The sequence below is a fragment of the Streptomyces sp. NPDC020917 genome (assembly GCF_044333795.1).
Lineage (GTDB): Bacteria > Actinomycetota > Actinomycetes > Streptomycetales > Streptomycetaceae > Actinacidiphila.
In genome coordinates this window covers 398,927-417,073 of record NZ_JBIRRR010000006.1, presented here as the reverse complement: position 1 = coordinate 417,073, position 18,147 = coordinate 398,927, and the positions used below count along the sequence as shown (strand labels likewise).

The following is an 18,147-nucleotide window of genomic DNA, read 5'->3' as shown; positions in this document are numbered from 1 at the left end:
CGCAGCCCGGCTCGCGTGCGCAACGAGCTGATGGCCGGAATCGTCGACGTCCTCCAGGAATCGGCGACGGTGCGGCACCCGGGAAGCCGGGACCTGTGGCTCACCATGCTGGAGCAGGAACTGCGCGTGCCCGTACCGCCGATCGGCACCGACGCCCTGCGGCCGGCGCTGCTGCACCTGCTGGACACCTGCAACGGCGTCCGCGACGGCCTGTCCTGCATGGTGCGCAGCCTCGCCTACGTCGAGCAGCAGTCCACCGCGGTCGGCGCGCTGTGGCGGCTGGTGGACGAATGGGAGGCGGTGGACTTCTTCGACAAGGCCGACCTCCACCTGCTGCGCCCGGCGCTGCGGTCCATGGGCGCGCCCGGCCTGACGACGATGGCCCGCCGGGCGAGCCGCTCGCGGACCCAGGAACTGCCCGTGTGGTGCGACAACGGGTGGCAGGTGTTCCTGCGCCTGGCCGGCGGGAACACGGCCGACGGCGAGTTACCGGCCAGCATGGCCTTCCTCGTCCTGGCGGCCGACCGGCTGGTGGAGCAGGGCCGCCAGGAGGCCGCGGAACTGCTGCGCCGCTGGAACCGCCACAAGGCCCAGGACTGGGGCCTGCAGAACGAGTTGGCCGCGTGGGAGCGCGCGGGGTTCACACCGGCCACGCCCTCGCTCGTACCGGCCTATCTGCTCATCCAGTTCGAGCCCGACGGCATCGACTCCGAGCACTACCACATGTCCCACTGGCGGCAGTCCGACGCCGAGGGGTGGCATCCGGTGCCGGGCGAGACCGTCGCCCTGCACCGCGACCGGCTGCCCGGCGAGGTGGAGCGGCTCATCGAGCAGGTCGAGGAGCAGTGGGCGGACCTGCGGCAGCCGGTGATCGTGGAGTTCATCCTGCCGTGGGAACTGCTCAACGAGCCCGTCGAGTGGTGGACCAAGGAGTCCTCCTCCGGCTCCCCGACCCCGCTGGTGATGGACTACCCGGTGCTCATCCGCAGCCTGGAGCGCCTGCGGAAGGCCGCCTGGCACCGGCCCTGGCACGGCAAGTGGCGCCAGTTGCAGGACTTCCCGGCGGAGAGCCACGCCCACTGGAGCCGGCCGGACGGCGGCACCGCGTACTTCTTCCACCTGGAACGGGAGTTGAAGGAGGACCAGCAGGCGGTCTGCCTGGTGCTCAGCCGGCCCCCCGACGACGCTGCGGACGTCGGCCGGCAGGAGCTGCTGGCGGCCCTGCGGGCCGGCGTGCCGGCGGTCATCTGGCATCGGTCCGGCTCCGACGATCCCGCGCACCGGGAGGCGTTCAGCGAGATCGTCCAGGAGCGCGGCCTCAGCGGCCTCGTCGAGCGCACCGCCAAGTGGCGCAAGGACGCGCTGGCGCTGGGCCCGGACGGCTGGGACGGCCACGTCGGCCGGCACATCGCCCTGCTGCTGGACGACCCCGAACGCAAACCCGGACCGGCGAATTCCGGGCATGTTCCCGTGCCGCCGCGCGAGCGTCCCGAGCCCGCACCGTGACCGTGTCCCCGGCGCGGGGACCGGGCGCGGGCCGGCCGGTCTTGCACTGCGGGCGCAATACTGTCACGCTCTTTTCGTCACTCTCACCCGTCCCAGCGGCCGGTGGGATTCTCCACGGCAGGCACCGGCAGGTGCCGCGGTGCTCACCGACGCCACCGCGGCCCGCAGCGGCGGTCGGCCGGTTTCGGTGGTGCATCGGAGTCACTGCCGCCTTCGGCTTGGCCTGCCGCCTTGCACCACCGGCATGGCGCTGCCACCCTTTGAGCGTGGACGCCACGCGTGCCCGCAGTCCGCGGGTCCCCTCAGCCTTCGCACCGCTTTGGGCGTGCCCTGTGGGCGTCCATGCGCGGTGATGACGGCCGGCGTGTCGCACCGGGCGCCCCGGCGCTGAGCCAGGCGCTGCGGGCCCTCGGCCGGGTGCGGCGGCCCCGCGGCCGGGAGCGTGCCGAACTCGCCGTCGTCCTCGACGCCACCCCCACGATGAGGGTCTGGGCGGAGTCCGTCACCGAGGCCGTCGCCGAACTGGCCCGCCAGGACGCGTGGTCCGGCGTCGAGACCGTGGACCTGCTCGGCACCGACGAGACCGGATCCGGCCGGGCCCGCCTCGCCCACCCCCTGACCGAGCCGCGCGGCAGGCACCGCCTGACCCTGGTCATCACCGACGGGCTGGCGACCGGCTGGCTCTCCGACGCGGTCTCCCCGCTGCTGCGCGCGTGGGGCCGCTCCGGGCCCGTCGCCGTCCTCAACCCGCTGCCGCAGCGGTTATGGTTCCGGACCGGCCTGGACGTCGCCCGGGTCCGGTTACAGGCCCCCCGCCCCTGGGCTCCGAACAGCGAACTGCGCTGGGAGCTGCGCGAGACCCGGCTGGAACCGCCGCGCCCGGGCCCTGAGACGGGTGAAGGCGCCGTCGTCGTCCCGGTGCTGGAGGCAACCGAGCGGTGGCTCACGGCCTGGGCCGGCCTCGTCGGCCGGCCGTCGTCCGGCTGGTGCGAGCTGTCCGCGATGCGGGCCACCGAGTGGAAGCGCCGGCCGGACGCGGCGCGCGCCGTACCGTGGCTGGAGGACATCCTCGACCCCGGCAGCGCCGTACCGGCCGCCGTGCGGGTCTCGGACTTCCGTGCCGCCTCCTCGCCCACCTCGTTCGCGCTGGCCACCCGGCTCGCCGCAGCGCCCCTGACCCTGCCGGTGATGCGCTCGCTGACCGCCGCCATGCCGGGGGCCGGCCCCGAGCACCTCTCCGAGCTGCTGATGAGCGGCCTGGTACGGCGCGGCTTCGCGGACGAGGACGGCGGCGACGAGGTGGTGTTCACCTTCGCGCCGGGCGTCCGCGAGGAGTTACTGGCCCTGGGCCGGCGCAGCGAGACCGTCCGGGTGCTGCACGACGTCCGCGTGCTGCTCGGCGACCCCGGCTCCGCGTCCGGCGGGCAGCCGGTGCTGCCGCCCGGATCCGAGCCGCTCGACACCCTGGTGATGCCGACCGTCTCGGAACGCAACATCGCCTTCCTGCGCATCGAACTGGCCGCCCTGCGCGCCCTCAACGGCCGCTTCCGCCAGCGGGCCGGGATGCTGGCGGGCGTCCTGAGCTGGTACGACCAGCACCACACCGTCAACCTCACCAAACGCACCGGTCCGCTGTCCGGCCCCTCGCCGTTCCGCCCGGACGGGGCCCCCTCCGGACGCGGTGCGCCGGAGTCCGCCGCGAACGACACGAACGACACGCCAAAAGGAGCAGCGATGGCCACCCTTCCGCAGCCGACGACAGAGGGGCAGCGCACGTCGCAGCAGCCGCGGGTCTGGGGCAACGTCCCGCCGCGCAACCCCAACTTCACCGGCCGCGCGCACCTGCTGGAACTCCTCAGCGAGCGCCTGCAGGAAGGGACCACGACCGTCCTGCCCGAGGCGATCCACGGCATGGGCGGCGTCGGCAAGACCCAGTTGGCGATCGAGTACGCGTACCTGCACCAGTCCGAGTACGACATCGTCTGGTGGATCCCCGCCGAGCGCCCCGGCCAGATCGGCCAGGCACTGGTGGAACTCGCCCAGCGGCTGGGGCTGGAGACGAGCATGGAGGCGAACATCGCCGGCCCCGCGGTCCGCGAGGCGCTCCGCGAGGGACGCCCGTACTCCCGGTGGCTGCTGATCTTCGACAACGCGGACGACCCCGAGCGGGTCCGCCACTACTTCCCCACCGGCGGCAACGGCACCATCCTCGTCACCTCGCGCAATCGGCGCTGGGACCGGGTCGGCAGCTCCCTCGAAGTGGACGTGTTCATCCGCGAGGAGAGCAAGGAACTGCTGCGCCGCTCGGGGCCGCCGCTCAGCGACGAGGAGGCCGACCGGCTCGCGGAGGCCCTCGGCGACCTGCCGCTCGCCCTGGAACAGGCCGCGGCCTGGCGGGCCGAGACCGGCATGCCCGCCTCGGAGTACCTGCGGCTGTTCGAGAGCAAGCGCACCGAACTGCTGGAGGTGTCGCCGCCACCGGACTACCAACTCCCGGTCGCCGCCGCCTGGAACGTCTCCCTCGACCACCTGGAGACCCGCAGCCCCGCCGCGCTGCGGCTGCTGCAGCTGTGCTCGTACTTCGCCCCCGACCCCATCGCCCGGTCCATCTTCACCGGCCTCGGCAACGGCAGCATCGTCCCCGAACTCGACGCGGTGCTCAACGATCCCATCCGGCTGGCGCGCGCCATCCGGGAGATCAGCCGCTACTCCCTGGCCCGTATCGACCACCGCACCAACTCCATCGAGATGCACCGCCTGGTCCAGCTCGTGCTGAACAACCGCATGACCGCCGAGGAGCAGAGACGCATGCGCCAGGGGGCCCACACCCTGCTGGCCGCCGCCGACCCCAAGTCGCCGGTGACGGCGACCAACTGGCCGCGCTACGCGGAGCTCTACGGGCACGTCATCGCCTCGAAGGCCGTCGAGTCCGACCAGCCGTGGGTCAAGCAGCTGGTGATGAACATCGCCGAGTACCTGTACTACTGGGGCGACCACGACGTCGCGCTGGACTTCTCCGAGCAGGCGTGGAAGACATGGCGCAGCGTCTTCGGGGACGAGGACCAGCAGACGCGGCTGATGGGGCAGTGGCTCTGCTTCATGTACTGGGTGGTGGGCCGCTACCGCGACGCCGCCGAACTCATCGCCGAACTGCGCGAGATCTACGACCGCACCGCGCCGCCCGGGGGAGAGGACACCCGGGAGGACGCCCTCAGGGCCCTCAACCTGGAAGGCGCCGTCCGCCGGGTGGAGGGCGACTTCGCCGCCGGCGCCCGGCTGGACGAACTCGCCTACGAGCGGGCGCGGCGGGCGTTCGGCGAGGACGACCCGGACACCCTGAACAGCGCCCACAACCTGGGTGTGAGCCTGCGGCTGATCGGGGACTTCCGCCGGGCCCTGACCCTGGACGAGCAGACCCTGGCCCTGAAGACCCGGCTGTTCGGCCGTGACGACCAGCGGACGCTGATCACCGAGCGCAGCGTCGCGATCGACGTGCAGGAGACCGGCGACTACGTGGGCGCCAGGACCCGGCAGCAGACCGTTCTCGAAGGATTCCGCAGCACGTTCGGCCCCGGCAACCCCACCACGATCCGCGCCATCCGCGAGCTGAGCGAGGCGTGCCGCAAGGAAGGCGACCACGCGGCGTCGCTGGAACTGGCCAACGAGGCGTACGCCCTGTTCACCCGGCGCTACGGCGACACCCACCCGCAGTCGCTGGCCACCGCGCTGACGGTGTCCATCGCGCTGCGGCAGAGCGGGGAGCTGGAGGCCGCACGCGACCGCGGCGTCAAGGCGTCCCAGCGCTACCGCAGCATCTTCGACCCGCACCACCCGCACGTGCTGTCCGCCGACGTCGACCTGGCGGTGACGCTTCGCCTGCTGGGCCAGCCCGAGGAGGCCCGCCGGCTCGACGAGACGGCGCTGGGGCTGCTCACCGAGCGCCTCGGGGCGTCCCATCCCATCCCGCTGGCCTGCGCGATCAATCTGGCGAGCGATCTGAGTGCGCTCGGCGAGATCGCGGAGGCACGCGAGGTGGGCGAGCGCACGCTGGACCTGTGCCGGTCGGCGCTGGGGGAGGACCACCCCACCACGCTGGTGTGCGCGGCCAACCTGGCGCTGGACCTCACGCTGGCAGGCGCCGAGGCGGAGGGCGCCGCCCTGCGCGCGGACACCCTGGCGCGGATGGAACGGGTGCTGGACGGCCCCCGGTTGACGTCACCGAGCGCGGCCCCGCACCCGGCCACCCAGCAGATGAAGGCAGGCATGCGGGCCAACTGCGACATCGACCCCATGCCCCTGTGACCCCGTCCGCCCCCGGAACCCACGCCTGACGGGACGCGGGAGGGCTTCGGGCGGGCGGTCCCGGTCAGCCGGTGCGGTACGGCCGGGGTGTCGGCCGTCCCGGGTGGCGGGGGATCGACCCCTGCCCTGCTGTTCGCGGCCGGCGCGGATCGCTGACGGGGCGGGGGACGGCTTCGGGCGGGCGGTCCCGGTCAGCCCGTGCGGGCGAGCCAGGCGGCCAGTCGCACCGGGTCCGGTGCCTGGCCTTGACGTGCCGTCAGGGCCGCGTGCACGGCGCGGGCCCGTTCGGGGTGGCGGTGCAGCAGTTCCGCTGCCGCCGGCTCGACGCCCGCGGCGGTCAGGGACCGGCCCAGGCCCGCCCAGGCACCGCCGTGCCCGGGCTCCACCGCGAGCTGCGCGGCGTAGGCCTCCCGGGCCGCCGCCGCGTCCCCCGCGGCGAGCAGCAGGTCGCCCTCGGTCGCCCCCGTGACGGTGGCGGCCGCCTTCAGCGGTTCGTCGGCCGGCGCGGTCAGCAGGTGCCGGGCGATGGTCGCCGCGGTGTCCAGCCACCTGGCTGCCGGGTCGGGAACGAGGCGCGGCTCCGCGGCCAGCCCCGCCGGCGGGAGCTGGGCACCGCGGGTCCAGCCGTGCACCGCCTCCTCGACGGCGTGCGCCGGAGGCCGCAGATGATGGGCCCGCCAGCGGGCGCGATGGTCGAGGGCGACCTCGTCGGCCAGCTCCTGCGCATCGGCCGGCACCGAGTCGTCGAGCCAGGGAGCGCACTGGCGCCGCAGGGCGTCCACGAACCGCAGGCCCAGCGGCGTCAGCCGCGCATCGCCGTGCACCTGGCGCAGCGCGGACCAGACCTGGGCGCGCCACAGCGCGAACTCGAAGTGCGCCAGCGCGCCGCCGTCCGCGGCCGACGCCCGATGGCCGCGCCAGAAGCCGGTGACCCCCAGGAAGGCGTACACGCCCTGGAGCATGCCGCCCAGCGGGCGGGGGTCGTTGCGCCAGGGCGCGTAGAACAGGTCGTCACCGTCGGCCCCGCTCTCACCGGCAGCGGCACCGTCCCGGTCACCGGCGCCGGACGGCACCTGGAGCGGTGACAGGTGCAGCAGGCCACCGAGCTTGGTGTGCCGGAACTCGTGGACCAGGGTGACGGCCAGCTGCACCGGGTCGTCCGGGCTGGACGCCATGAGGCCGCCGAACGCGTCCTCCGCGCTCACGCTGTGCGGCCGAAACCTTTCCCTGGCCGGCAGGGGAGTGAGCGAGAACAGCCCGCGCCGCATCGTCTCCGTGGTGCCGGGCACCTCGCGCAGGAGCAGGGACCACGCCTCCTCCAGCGTCTCCTGCCAGTCCGAGGCCGTCTCGGCGGTCAGGCGCTGCGGCTCGGCCGGCCCGGAGTAGGTGCCGTACGGGTCGAGGTCGTCGAGCGCCAGGTCCAGCCGCCGCCCCGCCGGGCCCACGCTGATCCGGCGCAGGGCCGACCAGCCCGGTCCGTCCTGGTCCGGCGCGGCCGGGACCGCGACGGTGTCCACGCCGCTGCGGACGTGTAATCGCCCCGACGCGGCCGTCGCCCGAGCCGTGCTCCAGAGTTCGGGTGAGGGGAGGGTCGCGCAGCCCATGGTGGGAAGTGTCACGCGTCCGGCGCGGGCGGGCACCGCGATCGTGAACTCCAGCCCGGCCCGGAAGCCCGCTACGGCGGCGAGGGCCGACAGATGCCCCGTCATCGTCCACAGCGGCGCCTCGACCGAGGCCGTTCCGCGCAGGCGGCGCAGCAGCAGCGACAGCCACATGCCCGTCTGCGGGTACATCAGCAGCTCTTCGACGACCTCGGGCGCGCGCTCCTGCGCGCGGGTCAGCAGGCTCCAGGCGGTGTCGAAGCCGCCCTCCGAAACATCCCCGGTCGCCGCCGACGGCGCAGGTGCCGTGTCCGCCGGAAGCATCGCGTCCAGGGCGCGCAGCATCAGCAGCCTGCGGCTGTACTCCGCGGCCAGCAGCCGGTCCACGGTGGCCGCGTCCTCGTCGCCGCGCACCAGGGCGGACAGGTCCTGCGCGGACAGCCGGTGCCGCGGCAGCCCGCCCGGTGTCCGGGCGGCGCCCAGTTCACCCGGCATGTGGCCTCCGCGGCGGCTCGGTGCGGCCCGGCTCAGTCGGAACGAGACTGGTTGTACCCCGCGGCGATCGCCTGAGGATCGTCGATCCTGCGCAGCAGCGCGGCCAGCGGCGCCGCGAGGGAGTCTTCGTCCAAGGAGCGCAGCGCTTCAAGCGATACCCCCGTGAGATCGACGAGTTCGGACTCGACGGCGGGCATCGACTGCTCCATGGCTCGCTCTGCCCCTTCCCCCGTTGCGAACGTGCGTCGGTCCACCCCCTGTCATCATGACCCAGCGAACGGCGTGCCGAAACGTTGCGTGTCGCAGGAGCGCGATATCCGGTCAGCCGTACCGCCTCCCCAACTCCCCGGCCTCGCGGTCCATCCGGGCCACCGCGGTGGATTCTCCCTCCATCATCCGTACCGCGTCGAGCAGTTGGTCCAGGGCGCCGGGGTAGCGCAGACAGGTCCGCACGATCCCGTACACGTCCGCTCGAAGGGCCGGGTTGCGGGGGCTGTTGGCGGCGATCTCGGGACGGATGCCGTCCAGGACCAGCCCCAGGGAAGCGGAGTCGCGCAGCGTCGGCACCTCCGTCAACGCCTCGACCAGCGCGTGCAGTTCGCGCAGCGGCAGGTCGGCAGGGAGCGCGGCGAGACTCGGCGGTGTCCGGCCCGCCGCGGCGGGCCGCGCAGGGGGTGCGGGAAGCAGCTCGTCAGGGCCGGGCAGTCCGGCGTGGCGGCGCAGCAACTCGCCCTGGGACGGCGTGAGAAGCCGGTGCCAGCAGTCCGCGCGGGTGGCGGCCAGCCGGCCGAGGCCGTCGCCGGTGTGGTGCGCGCTGACCACCCCGATGAGGGCCGGACCGTGCCAGACCGCGGCACCCGACATGCCCTCCCACGGCGAGTGCCGCGGGTCCGGGTCCGCGGCGGGCGGGGTGACGGCGAGTTCGAGGGTGCCCTCGCGGCGGTTGGACAGCACCGAGACCGTGCCCGTCGCGTGGCAGGAGTCCCGGTACTGCGCGAGAGACGCGTCGCCGGACGGGTTCCCGCGGTCGCGCCGCAACTTGAAGCGGGGGAAGCCCATGGCGCTGCACCGCAGGACCAGGTCGGCCTCCGGTACGTGGCCGTACGGCGGGAACTCCGGCGGCGGGCCCGGCGGCAGCGCGCCGGTGATCTCCAGCAGTGCCACGTCCGCCGCCGCGGCGGCGAGCAGCACCCGTGCCGCGGCCGTCCACTCGCCCGGCCGATCGGCGTCGAAGCGGACGCGCACGGCGACGGGCTTGTCATCGTCCACGACGTGCGAGGCGGTCAGCACCCAGCGCTCACCGACCCGGTAGCCGGAGCCGCGCCGGCCGGGCCGCCCGTCCGCCGTCGCCACCAGGACCTCCGCGACGCGTGCCGGATCCAGCCCGCCGGACGGAGCGGCGGGGCGGCCCGGCGCCGGGTCAGCGCTCACCGTCTTCCGTGTCGCCGCTGACCCAGGGCCGGCCGCCGGTGCTGCGGATCCGCGGGTCCAGCGTCAGTGTGATCCGGTGCGTCGCACTGGTGCCGGCGCGGGCCTCGCCGCCGGCGTCCAGCACCCAGAAGCGGACCTTCGCACCGGCCGTGGCGGCCCGCTCGACGACCACGGCGGCCTCCAGCTCCACCGGCCCCAGCTCGAACCGCAGCTCCTCGTCCGCCCCCGCGGACACCGCTGTGGTCAGCTCTCTGCGCAACTGCTCGATCAGGTCGGCGAGTTCAATCACGCCAGTCCCTTACCCCCACCCCGCCACGCACACTCGCCGATCCGTCCCCGCAGCCACCGCGGCGCCGCCCCGGCAGATCCGGTGCGGCGCCGGGTCGGCCCGGTGGGGTGCGGTCGCTAGCGGGGTGTGCGGGCGGTCGAGTCCTGCGCCTGCTGCCAGGCGCCGGACGGCGTCAGGGCGGTCGAGCCGGGAACGGTCGTGCCGTTCGACGTCACCGAGAGGTGGGCGAGGTCGACGCCGCGGCCCTCGTAGACCGGGTCGGTGGTGTAGCGCCAGCGGAGCTGGAAGGGGCCGGCCGGCTGCGGGAGTTGGGCGTGCGCGTGCCACCAGGCGCGAACCGCCTGCCCGGACAGGGCGGTCGGGGTGCCGGACGGCGCTCCCGTGCCGGTCACGGTGAGCGGAAGGGCGTGCCAGGTGGCGCCGCCGTCGGTGGAGTCCTCGACGGAGAGCAGGTCGGTGGACTCGGTGTTGACGAAGGCGGAGAAGCCGACGTCGACGGGGGTGGAGGCGGCGAGCGGGCCCGTTGTCAGGGTGCTGGTGGTGCCGCCGCCCTGGCCGGAGTACCACAGGGGCCCGCCGCCGGGCGCCGCCACCGGCATCGCCTGCGCCAGGGCCACGCCGATGGCGCGGCGCGGCGGGTTGGTGGAGGGCGTGTTGCGGGTCGGGTGCACCCGGTTGCTCAGCAGGATCACGAAGGACCGCGACTGCGGGTCGATGACCAGCGAGGTGCCGGTGTAGCCGGTGTGGCCCAGCGTCTGCGGGCCGGACAGGCCGCCCATGTACCAGATCTGGTCCAGCTCGAAGCCCAGGCCGTGGGAGTCCCCGGGGAAGGCCTGGTTGAAGTTCTGCTCCATCAGCCGGACGCTGTTCTCGCTGAGGATGCGGTGGCCCTGGTAGATGCCGCCGTTGAGGATGGTCTGGGCGAGCACGGCGAGGTCGTCGGCGGTGGAGAAGACGCCGGCGTGGCCGGCCACGCCGCCCAGCGCCCAGGCGTTCTCGTCGTGCACCTGTCCCCACACCAGGCCGCGCGCCGGGCTGGTCTGGTACTCGGTGGCCGCGATCCGGGGCTTCTTGTCCGCGGCCGGGTTGTACCCGGTGTCGGTCATGCGGAGCGGGGCCGTGATGCCGTCGCGGACCAGGATGTCCAGCGGCTTGCCGGTCACCTTCTGCAGGACGAGCTGCATGCTGAGCATGTTCAGATCGGAGTACAGGTAGGTGGTGCCGGGCGGGTTGATCGGCTTGGCGTCCAGGACGGCCTTTTCCCGCGACGCGATGTCGGGGTACCCCTGCCACAGGGACGGAACCGGATCGGCGTCGAACCCCGAGGTGTGGGTGAGGAGTTGCTTGATGGTGATGGCGCCCTTGCCGTTGGCGGCGAACTCCGGGAGATAGTGGGCCACGGGCGTGTCGAGGTCGATCCGGCCCGCCTGGAGCTGCTGCATGGCCACGATCGAGGTGAACAGCTTCGACAGCGACGCCAGGTCGTAGATGGTGTCGGTGCGGGCCGGGATCCACTGGTCCTGGGGGAGCTCGGTGGTGGCGTCGGCGTACTTCAGCGCGTAGCCGCCCGCGCTGCGTTCGACCACCACACCGTCGTGCGCCATCAGCGTGGTGGCGCCGGGGAAGAGGTAGCCGGAGCCGGCGGCCGGGTCCTCCCAGCCGGCCATCTGGTGCTCGAAGGCGGCGATCGGCGCCGGATCCAGACCCGCCTGACGCGGGGTTCCGGGGTGCAGCACGGTGCCGGCCGGGGCGAAGCCGCTGTAGGGCTGGTCGAAGCGGGCGTGGTGCGCGGCGTGGTCGGACGGGGCCGCGGCGGCGGCTCCCGACAGCGACAACGTCAATGAGGTCAGCAGCGCCGCGGCTGCCGTCAGTGCAGGAATCCGCATCGGTACCTCGTGGGTAGAGACCAGAGGGAAGGGTGCCGGCGAGGAGCAGGACGCGGTGCCCGCCGGCCCCCGCACGCGCGGGTGCCGCGAGGGAGAGCCGGTGGTGGTGCGCGAGGGGGGAGCACGGGGCGCGGCCGAAACTTTTTCACCAAGTGCCGGTCAGAATCGGTAAGTTACTGACCGTCGGGTGCCCGGGTCAACCATTCTTCCGCTCCGGTGCGGCTGATCACCTCAGCCCTTCGCGGCCTGCCACTCAGGGGCGAGGACGGCCCACACCTGCTTGTCGTGGCGCGTGCCCCGGTACGGCCACGCCTCGCGCCGCACCCCTTCCAGGGTCATGCCGAGCCGCTTCGCCACCGCCGCGCTGCGCAGGTTGTCGGCCCGGCAGTGCCATTCGGCGCGGTGCAGCCCGCGGTCGGTGAACGCCCAGTCCAGCAGGGCGCTGCAGGCCGGGGTGACCAGGCCCCGTCCCTCGGCCGACGGCTCCAGCCAGCAGCCGATCTCGCAGCAGCCCATGGCGGTCTGGAAGTCGGTGAACATCACGCCGCCGACCAGCGTGCCCTCGTGCCAGATGCCGTAGAGGCGGGCGCCGTCGTGGGCCTGGCGCTCGGCGTACCGGGTGAGCGTGCCCCGCGCCCCCTCCACGTCCGTGGTCACGAACGTGGGCCCCACCCACGGACGGATGTGCTCGCGCGCCCGGTCCATGTGGCGTGCGAACTCCTCGTCGTGCCCGACCTCCAGCGGAGCAAGACGGGCGCCGTCACGCAGCGGCAGCGAGAACATGGGACCTCCTCGATTACATAACAAGTGTTGCGTGAATGTACCCTGTGGTCATGCCACGCGCCAAGGGAGATCATGAGGGCCGCCGGCAGGACGTCTCCGAGGCCGTGTGGCAGGTCATGGCCACCCGGGGATTCGCCGGGCTCACCCTGCGCGCCGTCGCGGCCGAGCTGGGGGCGACCACCGGTCTGCTCACGCACTACTTCCCCAGCAAGCGCGCCCTCGTGGAGTACGCCCTCGACCTGCTCGAGCAGCGCACCCGCACCGGCGCCCGGCGCCCAGCGGGGCAGGGCCTCGCCGCGCTGCGGGAGGCGCTGCTGAACGTCCTGCCGACGACCGGTGAGGCCGTCGACACCAACCGCGTCTGGGTCTCCTCGTGGGACGCCGCACTCTCGGACCCGGTCCTGACCGAGGACTACGCGGGCAAGTACGCGCGGAGCCGCGCCAGGCTGAGCGGGCACGTGGCGCGGGCGCAGGAACTCGGCGAACTGCCCGCGGGCGACCCCGACCGCATCGCGGCCGGGGCGCACGCCTTCGTCCTCGGGCTGGTCGTGCAGGCGCTCCTCGACCCGGCGGAGTTCCCGCCGCGACGCCAGGTCGAGTTGCTCGACGGCTACCTCGCCGGCCTGACCGCGGGATGAGCGGTGACCGCCCGGCCGCCGGGGCCTACTTCTGGGCGGGCCCGGTCCTGGCGGTGGCCGACAGGGCCGGGGCGTCGGCGAGTTCGGCAGGCGACTCGGGGATGCCGGGTGCCTCGATGCCGATCAGGCGCAGCAGCGGGCCGGCCATCGCGGTGGTGACCAGGGCCATGATGACCATGATGGAGAAGAGCCGGTCGTCGATGACCCCGAGGTCGTGGCCGACGCCCAGGACGACGAGTTCGGTCAGGCCGCGGGTGTTCATCAGGATGCCCAGCGCGCCGGCCTCCTGCCAGGAGATGCCGAAGATGCGGGCGGGGACGACCGAGCCGATGAACTTGCTGGCCACCGCGACGAGCACGATCAGGCACAGTTCGCCGACGCCCGCCCAACCGACCGTCTTGAGGTCGACCGACAGGCCGGTGACGATGAAGTAGACGGGCAGGAGCAGGGTGCTGGCGCGGGCGAGCGGCACCTCCACGGCCTCGCGTATCCGCGGGCCGACGGTGCGCGGCATCACCAGGCCGGCGGCGAAGGCGCCCAGGATCGGGTGGATGCCGATCCACGCGGTGGCGCAGCCGCACAGCAGCGCGAAGGAACCGGCGAGCAGGAACGCGCGGTTGCCGACCGTGTCGACCGCCATGTCCGGCCGGGGTTCGCCCGGTTCGTCCTCCTGCGGCTCCCCCTTCTCGGTGCCCGCCGCCCAGCGTGCCAGCAGCGGCCGTACCAGGCCGAAGAGCAGCGCGCCCAGGAGCGCGGCCATGAGCAGCGTGTGCCAGATCTGGCCGGTCCCGTGCGACCCGGCCACCGCGACGACCACGATCAGCAGGCACCAGGCGATGCCGTCGCCGACGGCCGCGCAGGCCATGGACATCACGCCGACCGGAGTGCGGTCCAGGCCGGTGTCGCGCAGGATGCGGGCGAGCACGGGGAAGGCGGTGATCGCCATCGTGGTGCCGAAGTAGAGGACGAACGCCGAGGTCGAGGTGTGGCCGCGGTGGTCGGAGGCGAGGGCGAAGGCCAGGCCGGCGCCCATCAGGAACGGTACGGCCATCGCCGAGATCGCGGTGGTGGCCACTGCGGAGCGGCCGCTGCGCATCAACCGCGGGTTCATCTCCCAGCCGGCCAGGAACATGAAGAAGACCAGGCCGAGTTCGGACATCGCGGTGAGCGTGGGGCGTTGGGCCGCGGGGAACAGGTGGGTGTCCAGGTGCCCGGGGAGCAGCCCCAGCACGCTGGGGCCCAGGATGATGCCGGTGGCGATCTCCCAGATCACCGCGGGCTGGCGGAGGCGGCGGGTGGCCCGGATGAGCGCCGCGCCGGCGATGACCGCGATCGCCACGTCGGCCAGCGCCACGCAGTCGGGCGGAAGGTCTCGGAACCACGCGGACATGGGGACTCCTGCCTGAAGGGAACGGGGAGGTCTGCTGCGGCGGCGGGAGGTCCGCGGTCCGCCGTTCGGGGGGAGGGTGAGAGGGCGGCCGGTGCGGAGTGCCTGCGCGCGCAGACTGAGATGCTGCCCGCTCAGGTGCCCCGCCTGTAACGGCAGTTGGGATGAAAACTCCGGCGCGCGCACCGCGTCCGATGGTCGGTCGGTACGGGGGTTCTGGGCCGAAAGAAGGAACCGGCCACTCGGCGGGAATTCCTCCTTTCGGAGGTAGCGCCGGCCTCTTCCCGCACTCCTCGCAGGTCACCGGCGTGCGGGTCCGCCGTATGGACGAGGTGCCGCTCATACGAGGTGTGCGGATGCGTTTACGGCGTTACCCGGAATGACGTCCCGGCGCTTACAAAAATTTGGCCGACCGGACAGTGGCAATTCGAATGGCTGTGGTTGTAGGGGCAGATGGGCCATGCTAGGGTCAGCTTCCGCTTGTAGGCAGCTGAAGTTCGGGGGCTAGCGATGCAGGAGGAAGCCGCCAGAGTTTTTCTGGTGGATTCGAGAGCTGTTTCGAGAGTGGGTCTGAGCGTCCTGCTGGGCCGGGAAGCCGGTCTGGACGTGGTCGGCGCCGCTGCCGATCCCGCAAGTGCCCTGTCGAGCCTGGCGAGACTCTCGCCGGACGTCGTCATCATCGACAGCCAGGACCTCGAGCCCTGTTCATCCGCAGAGATGCGGCTGCTCATCGGCGGCGTTGCCGATGTCAATCCAAAAGTGCTGGCCATCGTGCCGCGACTGGACCGGGTCGCGCACTGCTGGCAGACGGCGGGTTCGTGGGGGGTGCTGGACAACCGGGCCAGCCCCGAGCGCATTGTCGCCGCCGTACGCATGATCAGTGCCGGCTACCGGCTGGTCGTGCCGCACTGCGAGGGTGAGGAGCGGAAGGCCGATGAGCCCGCCGAAGTCGTTCAGGCGGGCTTATCGGAACCGGATCTGGAAGCTGTCGGAATAACCCGGAGGGAGCGCGACGTTCTGGAACTCATCATCCGCGGCTATTCGAATGCGGAGATTTCAGAAGCGCTTTTCCTGAGTGAAAGCACGGTTAAGTCCCATGTTCAGCGCATGTTGGAGAAGCTCGCACTGCGAAACCGGGTGCACGCCGTCATCTATGCGTACGAGAAGGGGATCGTGCGGGCCGGCGGCAACGTCCATTCAGCGCCATGAGCGATCTGCCTGCAGCGACTCCATGAGCAGGCGGCGGTTCGTCTTGCCATTGTCGGTGCGCGGAAGTTCGCCCACCATGCTCATGGAATCCAGCAGCATGTAGGGCGGAAGTCGCTCCGAGCTCCACCTCTTGAGATCCAGGAGGTCGGGCTCGGAGTGCGGCTCCGGCACCACCACGGCGTGCAGCCGGGCGTCCATTCCCTCGCCGAGCACCAGCACCGCCACCTCGCGCACTTTCGGATGAAGGCCCAACGCGGCCTCGATCTCGCCGAGTTCCACCCGGTTCCCGCGGACCTTCACCATGTGGTCGCGCCGGCCCAGGTACTCCAGCAGCCCCTCGCCGTCCGGCTCGACCAGGTCGCCGGTGGCGTACGGGCCCTGCTGCGGCGGCCGGCCCCAGTAGCCGAGCATCACCGTCGGCCCGGACACCAGCAGTTCGCGCCCGCGCCGTCCCGGCTCCGCCTCGCCGAAGTGCAGCGTGTCCCCCGAGCAGACGCTGCCGATGGGCAGCGCCCGTCCGGTCGCCAGGTCGGTGTCGCGCACCTCGTGGGAGGTGCAGACGTTCGTCTCGGTGGGGCCGTACCAGTTGAACAGCCGCACCTGCGGCCAGGCGCCGCGCAGCCGGCGCAACTGCGCCATCGGGAACGGCTCGCCGGCGAAGACGCACACCCGCAGGCCCGGTGGCGCGGGCCGCTCCAGCAGGCCGCCACGGGACATCATCAAGGTGAGCGCGGAGGGCACCGAGTACCAGACGGTCAGCTCGTGGTCCGTGACGAACCGCAGCAACTGCGGTGGTGCGTAGGCGAGATGCTCCGGCACCAGATGGACGCTCGCCCCGGTCAGGAAGGCCGCGTACAGGTCGAACACCGACAGGTCGAAGTTGAAGGGCGCGTGGTTGGCGAGCCGGTCGTGCGGCCCGATCCCCAGCTCGTCGACCGCCCACCGCACGAACGCCAGCGCGTTGCGGTGGCTCAGGCACACCCCCTTCGGATCCCCGGTGGAACCGGAGGTGAACAGGATGTACGCGGCGTCGTCCGGCGACCCGGTCACCGGCGCGGGCACCGGCACGCCCTCGGCGGCATCGAGCAGCTCCTCGAAGGTCGTGCACTCCGGGGCCTGACCGCCGGACTCCGCCGCGGTCTCGGCGCCGTCCTTGTCGGTGACCACCAGCGCCGCGGTGCAGGCGGCGGCGATCCGGGCCAGCCGCGAGGGCGGATTGGCGGCCGACACCGGCACGTACAGCACACCCGCCCGCAGGCAGCCCTGCATCAGCGCCACCACGTGCAGGCTCTTGGGGGACCACAGCACCACCCGGTCACCTGGACGCACCCCGCGGGCGGCGAGCGCGGCGGCGTAGCGGCCGGCCAGCTCGTCGAGGGCGGCGTAGTCCAGCCGCCCGTCGGGGGCGTCCACGGCCGGCGCGTGCGGCGTCCTGCGGGCCGCGTCGACGACGGGTTCGTACAGCCTCACAGTCCCAGCTCCTTCGCCGCGATCTCCTTCTGCATCTCCGAGGTGCCCGAGAACAGGACGGCGGGCACCGCGTCGCGCAGCGCGGCCTCGATGCCGTGGTCGGCGAGGTAGCCGCGACCGCCGAAGACCCGCACCGCGTCCAGCGCGCCGGCCAGCGCCGCCTCGGAGACCGCGAGCTTGGCCAGCGCCACGGGCAGCACCGCCCGGCCCCCGGAGTCCATCTCCGCGCAGGCCCGGTACAGCAGCAGCCGGGCGCTCTCCAGCCGCAGCTTCATGTCCACGATCCGGTGCGAGACGGCCTGGAACGAGCCGATCGGACGGCCCGACTGGCGCCGCTCGCGGGCGAAGTCGGTGCACCGCGTGACGAGCCGGTCGAGCAGGCCGACGTACCCGGCGAACAGGCAGGCCCGCTCCCAGCCCATGGACGCCTGGAAGATCGCCGCGCCGGCCCCCTCCTGCCCCAGCACATGGTCGTCCGGCACGAAGCAGTCCTCGAAGTCGACGGTGCCGGCCCGGCAGGACCACAGGCCCATCTTGTCGAAGGGCTCGCTCCTGCGGACGCCCGGCGCGGTCGCGTCCACCACGAAGGCGGTCTGCCCGAGGTGGCCCATGTCCGGGTCGCTGGTCGCGTACGTGACCAGGACGTCGCAGACCGGGCCGTTGCTCACGAAGCTCTTGGTGCCGTCGAGCCGCCAGCCGCCGGGCACCTGGCGCGCCCGCACCTTCAGCCGGGAGACGTCGGATCCGGAGTCCGGCTCGGTCATCGCGTTGCCCGCGATGGCCGCCCCCGAGGCCAGGTCCGGCAGCCAGTCCTTGCGGACCGCCTCGGAACCGTACTCGGCGATCGGCACCGCGCAGGCGAACTGGTGGGCGCTGGCGGCGAAGACCAGGCCGGTGTCGGTGCACGCGCGCCCGAACGCCTCGATCACCAGCGCGGTGTCCAGCGCGCCGAGCCCCCCGCCGCCGTACTCCGCGGGCAGGCAGGTGCCCAGCAGGCCCAGCCCGCCCATCGTGCGCCAGTCCTCGCGGGCGAAGACGTTCGGCGGACGCCCGGCGGGGAACGCCCCGGCGACCTGCCGCAGCGTGTTCTGACAGCGCGCGGACTGCTCCGCGCTCAGTTCGAAGTCCACGATGCCTCCAGGCAGTTCGG

Annotated in this window: 13 protein-coding genes; 4 read left to right on the top strand and 9 right to left on the bottom strand. The window is 72.9% G+C overall.

The genetic code is table 11. The features are described 5' to 3' along the window. Window positions 1-15 precede the first annotated feature (15 nt). Both ACH4TG_RS16420 and fxsT read left to right on the top strand, forming a co-directional pair. Complete coding sequence (locus tag ACH4TG_RS16420) at window positions 16-1,506, top strand: hypothetical protein (RefSeq protein WP_398242966.1); 1,491 nt, start codon at window positions 16-18, stop codon at window positions 1,504-1,506. A gap of 342 nt (window positions 1,507-1,848) precedes the next feature. After that, window positions 1,849-5,808, top strand: coding sequence for an FxSxx-COOH system tetratricopeptide repeat protein (gene fxsT / locus ACH4TG_RS16415; RefSeq protein ID WP_398242965.1), 3,960 nt, complete (start codon window positions 1,849-1,851; stop codon window positions 5,806-5,808). Window positions 5,809-5,999: 191 nt separating this feature from the next. Here fxsT and ACH4TG_RS16410 read toward each other — a convergent pair whose 3' ends face one another. From ACH4TG_RS16410 to ACH4TG_RS16385, 6 genes are all read right to left on the bottom strand, one after another. Further along, window positions 6,000-7,904, bottom strand: a complete 1,905-nt coding sequence (locus ACH4TG_RS16410) for an HEXXH motif domain-containing protein (RefSeq protein ID WP_398242964.1) — start codon at window positions 7,902-7,904, stop codon at window positions 6,000-6,002. A 32-nt stretch (window positions 7,905-7,936) separates the two neighbouring features. After that, the gene (locus ACH4TG_RS16405) at window positions 7,937-8,113 is read right to left on the bottom strand and encodes a hypothetical protein (RefSeq protein WP_398242963.1); all 177 of its coding nucleotides are present in this window, start codon (window positions 8,111-8,113) and stop codon (window positions 7,937-7,939) included. Between the two features lie 112 nt (window positions 8,114-8,225). Continuing rightward, a complete protein-coding gene (locus ACH4TG_RS16400; RefSeq protein ID WP_398242962.1) occupies window positions 8,226-9,335 on the bottom strand; it encodes a trypsin-like peptidase domain-containing protein in 1,110 nt (369 codons plus the stop codon). Next, complete coding sequence (locus ACH4TG_RS16395; RefSeq protein ID WP_398242961.1) at window positions 9,325-9,624, bottom strand: trypco2 family protein; 300 nt, start codon at window positions 9,622-9,624, stop codon at window positions 9,325-9,327. Before ACH4TG_RS16395 ends, ACH4TG_RS16400 begins: the two co-directional genes overlap by 11 nt. Window positions 9,625-9,740: 116 nt before the next feature. Continuing rightward, window positions 9,741-11,510, bottom strand: coding sequence for a serine hydrolase (locus tag ACH4TG_RS16390; protein WP_398242960.1), 1,770 nt, complete (start codon window positions 11,508-11,510; stop codon window positions 9,741-9,743). A 231-nt stretch (window positions 11,511-11,741) separates the two neighbouring features. Next, window positions 11,742-12,293: a GNAT family N-acetyltransferase gene (locus ACH4TG_RS16385; RefSeq protein ID WP_398242959.1), complete on the bottom strand. Its 552-nt coding sequence runs from the start codon at window positions 12,291-12,293 to the stop codon at window positions 11,742-11,744. A gap of 50 nt (window positions 12,294-12,343) precedes the next feature. On the opposite strand from ACH4TG_RS16385, the gene ACH4TG_RS16380 reads away from it, so the two are divergent. Continuing rightward, complete coding sequence (locus ACH4TG_RS16380; protein WP_398242958.1) at window positions 12,344-12,931, top strand: TetR/AcrR family transcriptional regulator; 588 nt, start codon at window positions 12,344-12,346, stop codon at window positions 12,929-12,931. Between the two features lie 25 nt (window positions 12,932-12,956). Here the strand turns inward: ACH4TG_RS16380 and ACH4TG_RS16375 are convergent, their stop codons facing one another. Beyond that, on the bottom strand, window positions 12,957-14,321 hold the full coding sequence (locus ACH4TG_RS16375; protein ID WP_398242957.1) for a cation:proton antiporter: 1,365 nt from the start codon (window positions 14,319-14,321) through the stop codon (window positions 12,957-12,959). Between the two features lie 507 nt (window positions 14,322-14,828). On the opposite strand from ACH4TG_RS16375, the gene ACH4TG_RS16370 reads away from it, so the two are divergent. Continuing rightward, window positions 14,829-15,527 carry a LuxR C-terminal-related transcriptional regulator gene (locus ACH4TG_RS16370; protein ID WP_398242956.1) on the top strand — a complete coding sequence of 233 codons (699 nt, stop codon included), beginning with the start codon at window positions 14,829-14,831 and terminating at the stop codon, window positions 15,525-15,527. Here ACH4TG_RS16370 and ACH4TG_RS16365 read toward each other — a convergent pair. Continuing rightward, complete coding sequence (locus ACH4TG_RS16365) at window positions 15,516-16,997, bottom strand: AMP-binding protein (protein ID WP_398242955.1); 1,482 nt, start codon at window positions 16,995-16,997, stop codon at window positions 15,516-15,518. The genes ACH4TG_RS16370 and ACH4TG_RS16365 overlap by 12 nt on opposite strands. Continuing rightward, window positions 16,994-18,127, bottom strand: a complete 1,134-nt coding sequence (locus tag ACH4TG_RS16360; RefSeq protein WP_398242954.1) for an acyl-CoA dehydrogenase family protein — start codon at window positions 18,125-18,127, stop codon at window positions 16,994-16,996. Before ACH4TG_RS16360 ends, ACH4TG_RS16365 begins: the two co-directional genes overlap by 4 nt. Window positions 18,128-18,147 lie beyond the last annotated feature (20 nt).

Excerpts from the sequence above, each read along its gene's own strand:
- fxsT (WP_398242965.1), top strand. The coding sequence starts at position 1,849 with ATGCGCGGTGATGACGGCCGGCGTGTCGCACCGGGCGCCCCGGCGCTG.
- ACH4TG_RS16410 (WP_398242964.1), bottom strand. The coding sequence starts at position 7,904 with ATGCCGGGTGAACTGGGCGCCGCCCGGACACCGGGCGGGCTGCCGCGG.
- ACH4TG_RS16405 (WP_398242963.1), bottom strand. The coding sequence starts at position 8,113 with ATGGAGCAGTCGATGCCCGCCGTCGAGTCCGAACTCGTCGATCTCACG.
- ACH4TG_RS16390 (WP_398242960.1), bottom strand. The coding sequence starts at position 11,510 with ATGCGGATTCCTGCACTGACGGCAGCCGCGGCGCTGCTGACCTCATTG.
- ACH4TG_RS16385 (WP_398242959.1), bottom strand. The coding sequence starts at position 12,293 with ATGTTCTCGCTGCCGCTGCGTGACGGCGCCCGTCTTGCTCCGCTGGAG.
- ACH4TG_RS16380 (WP_398242958.1), top strand. The coding sequence starts at position 12,344 with ATGCCACGCGCCAAGGGAGATCATGAGGGCCGCCGGCAGGACGTCTCC.
- ACH4TG_RS16375 (WP_398242957.1), bottom strand. The coding sequence starts at position 14,321 with ATGTCCGCGTGGTTCCGAGACCTTCCGCCCGACTGCGTGGCGCTGGCC.
- ACH4TG_RS16370 (WP_398242956.1), top strand. The coding sequence starts at position 14,829 with ATGCAGGAGGAAGCCGCCAGAGTTTTTCTGGTGGATTCGAGAGCTGTT.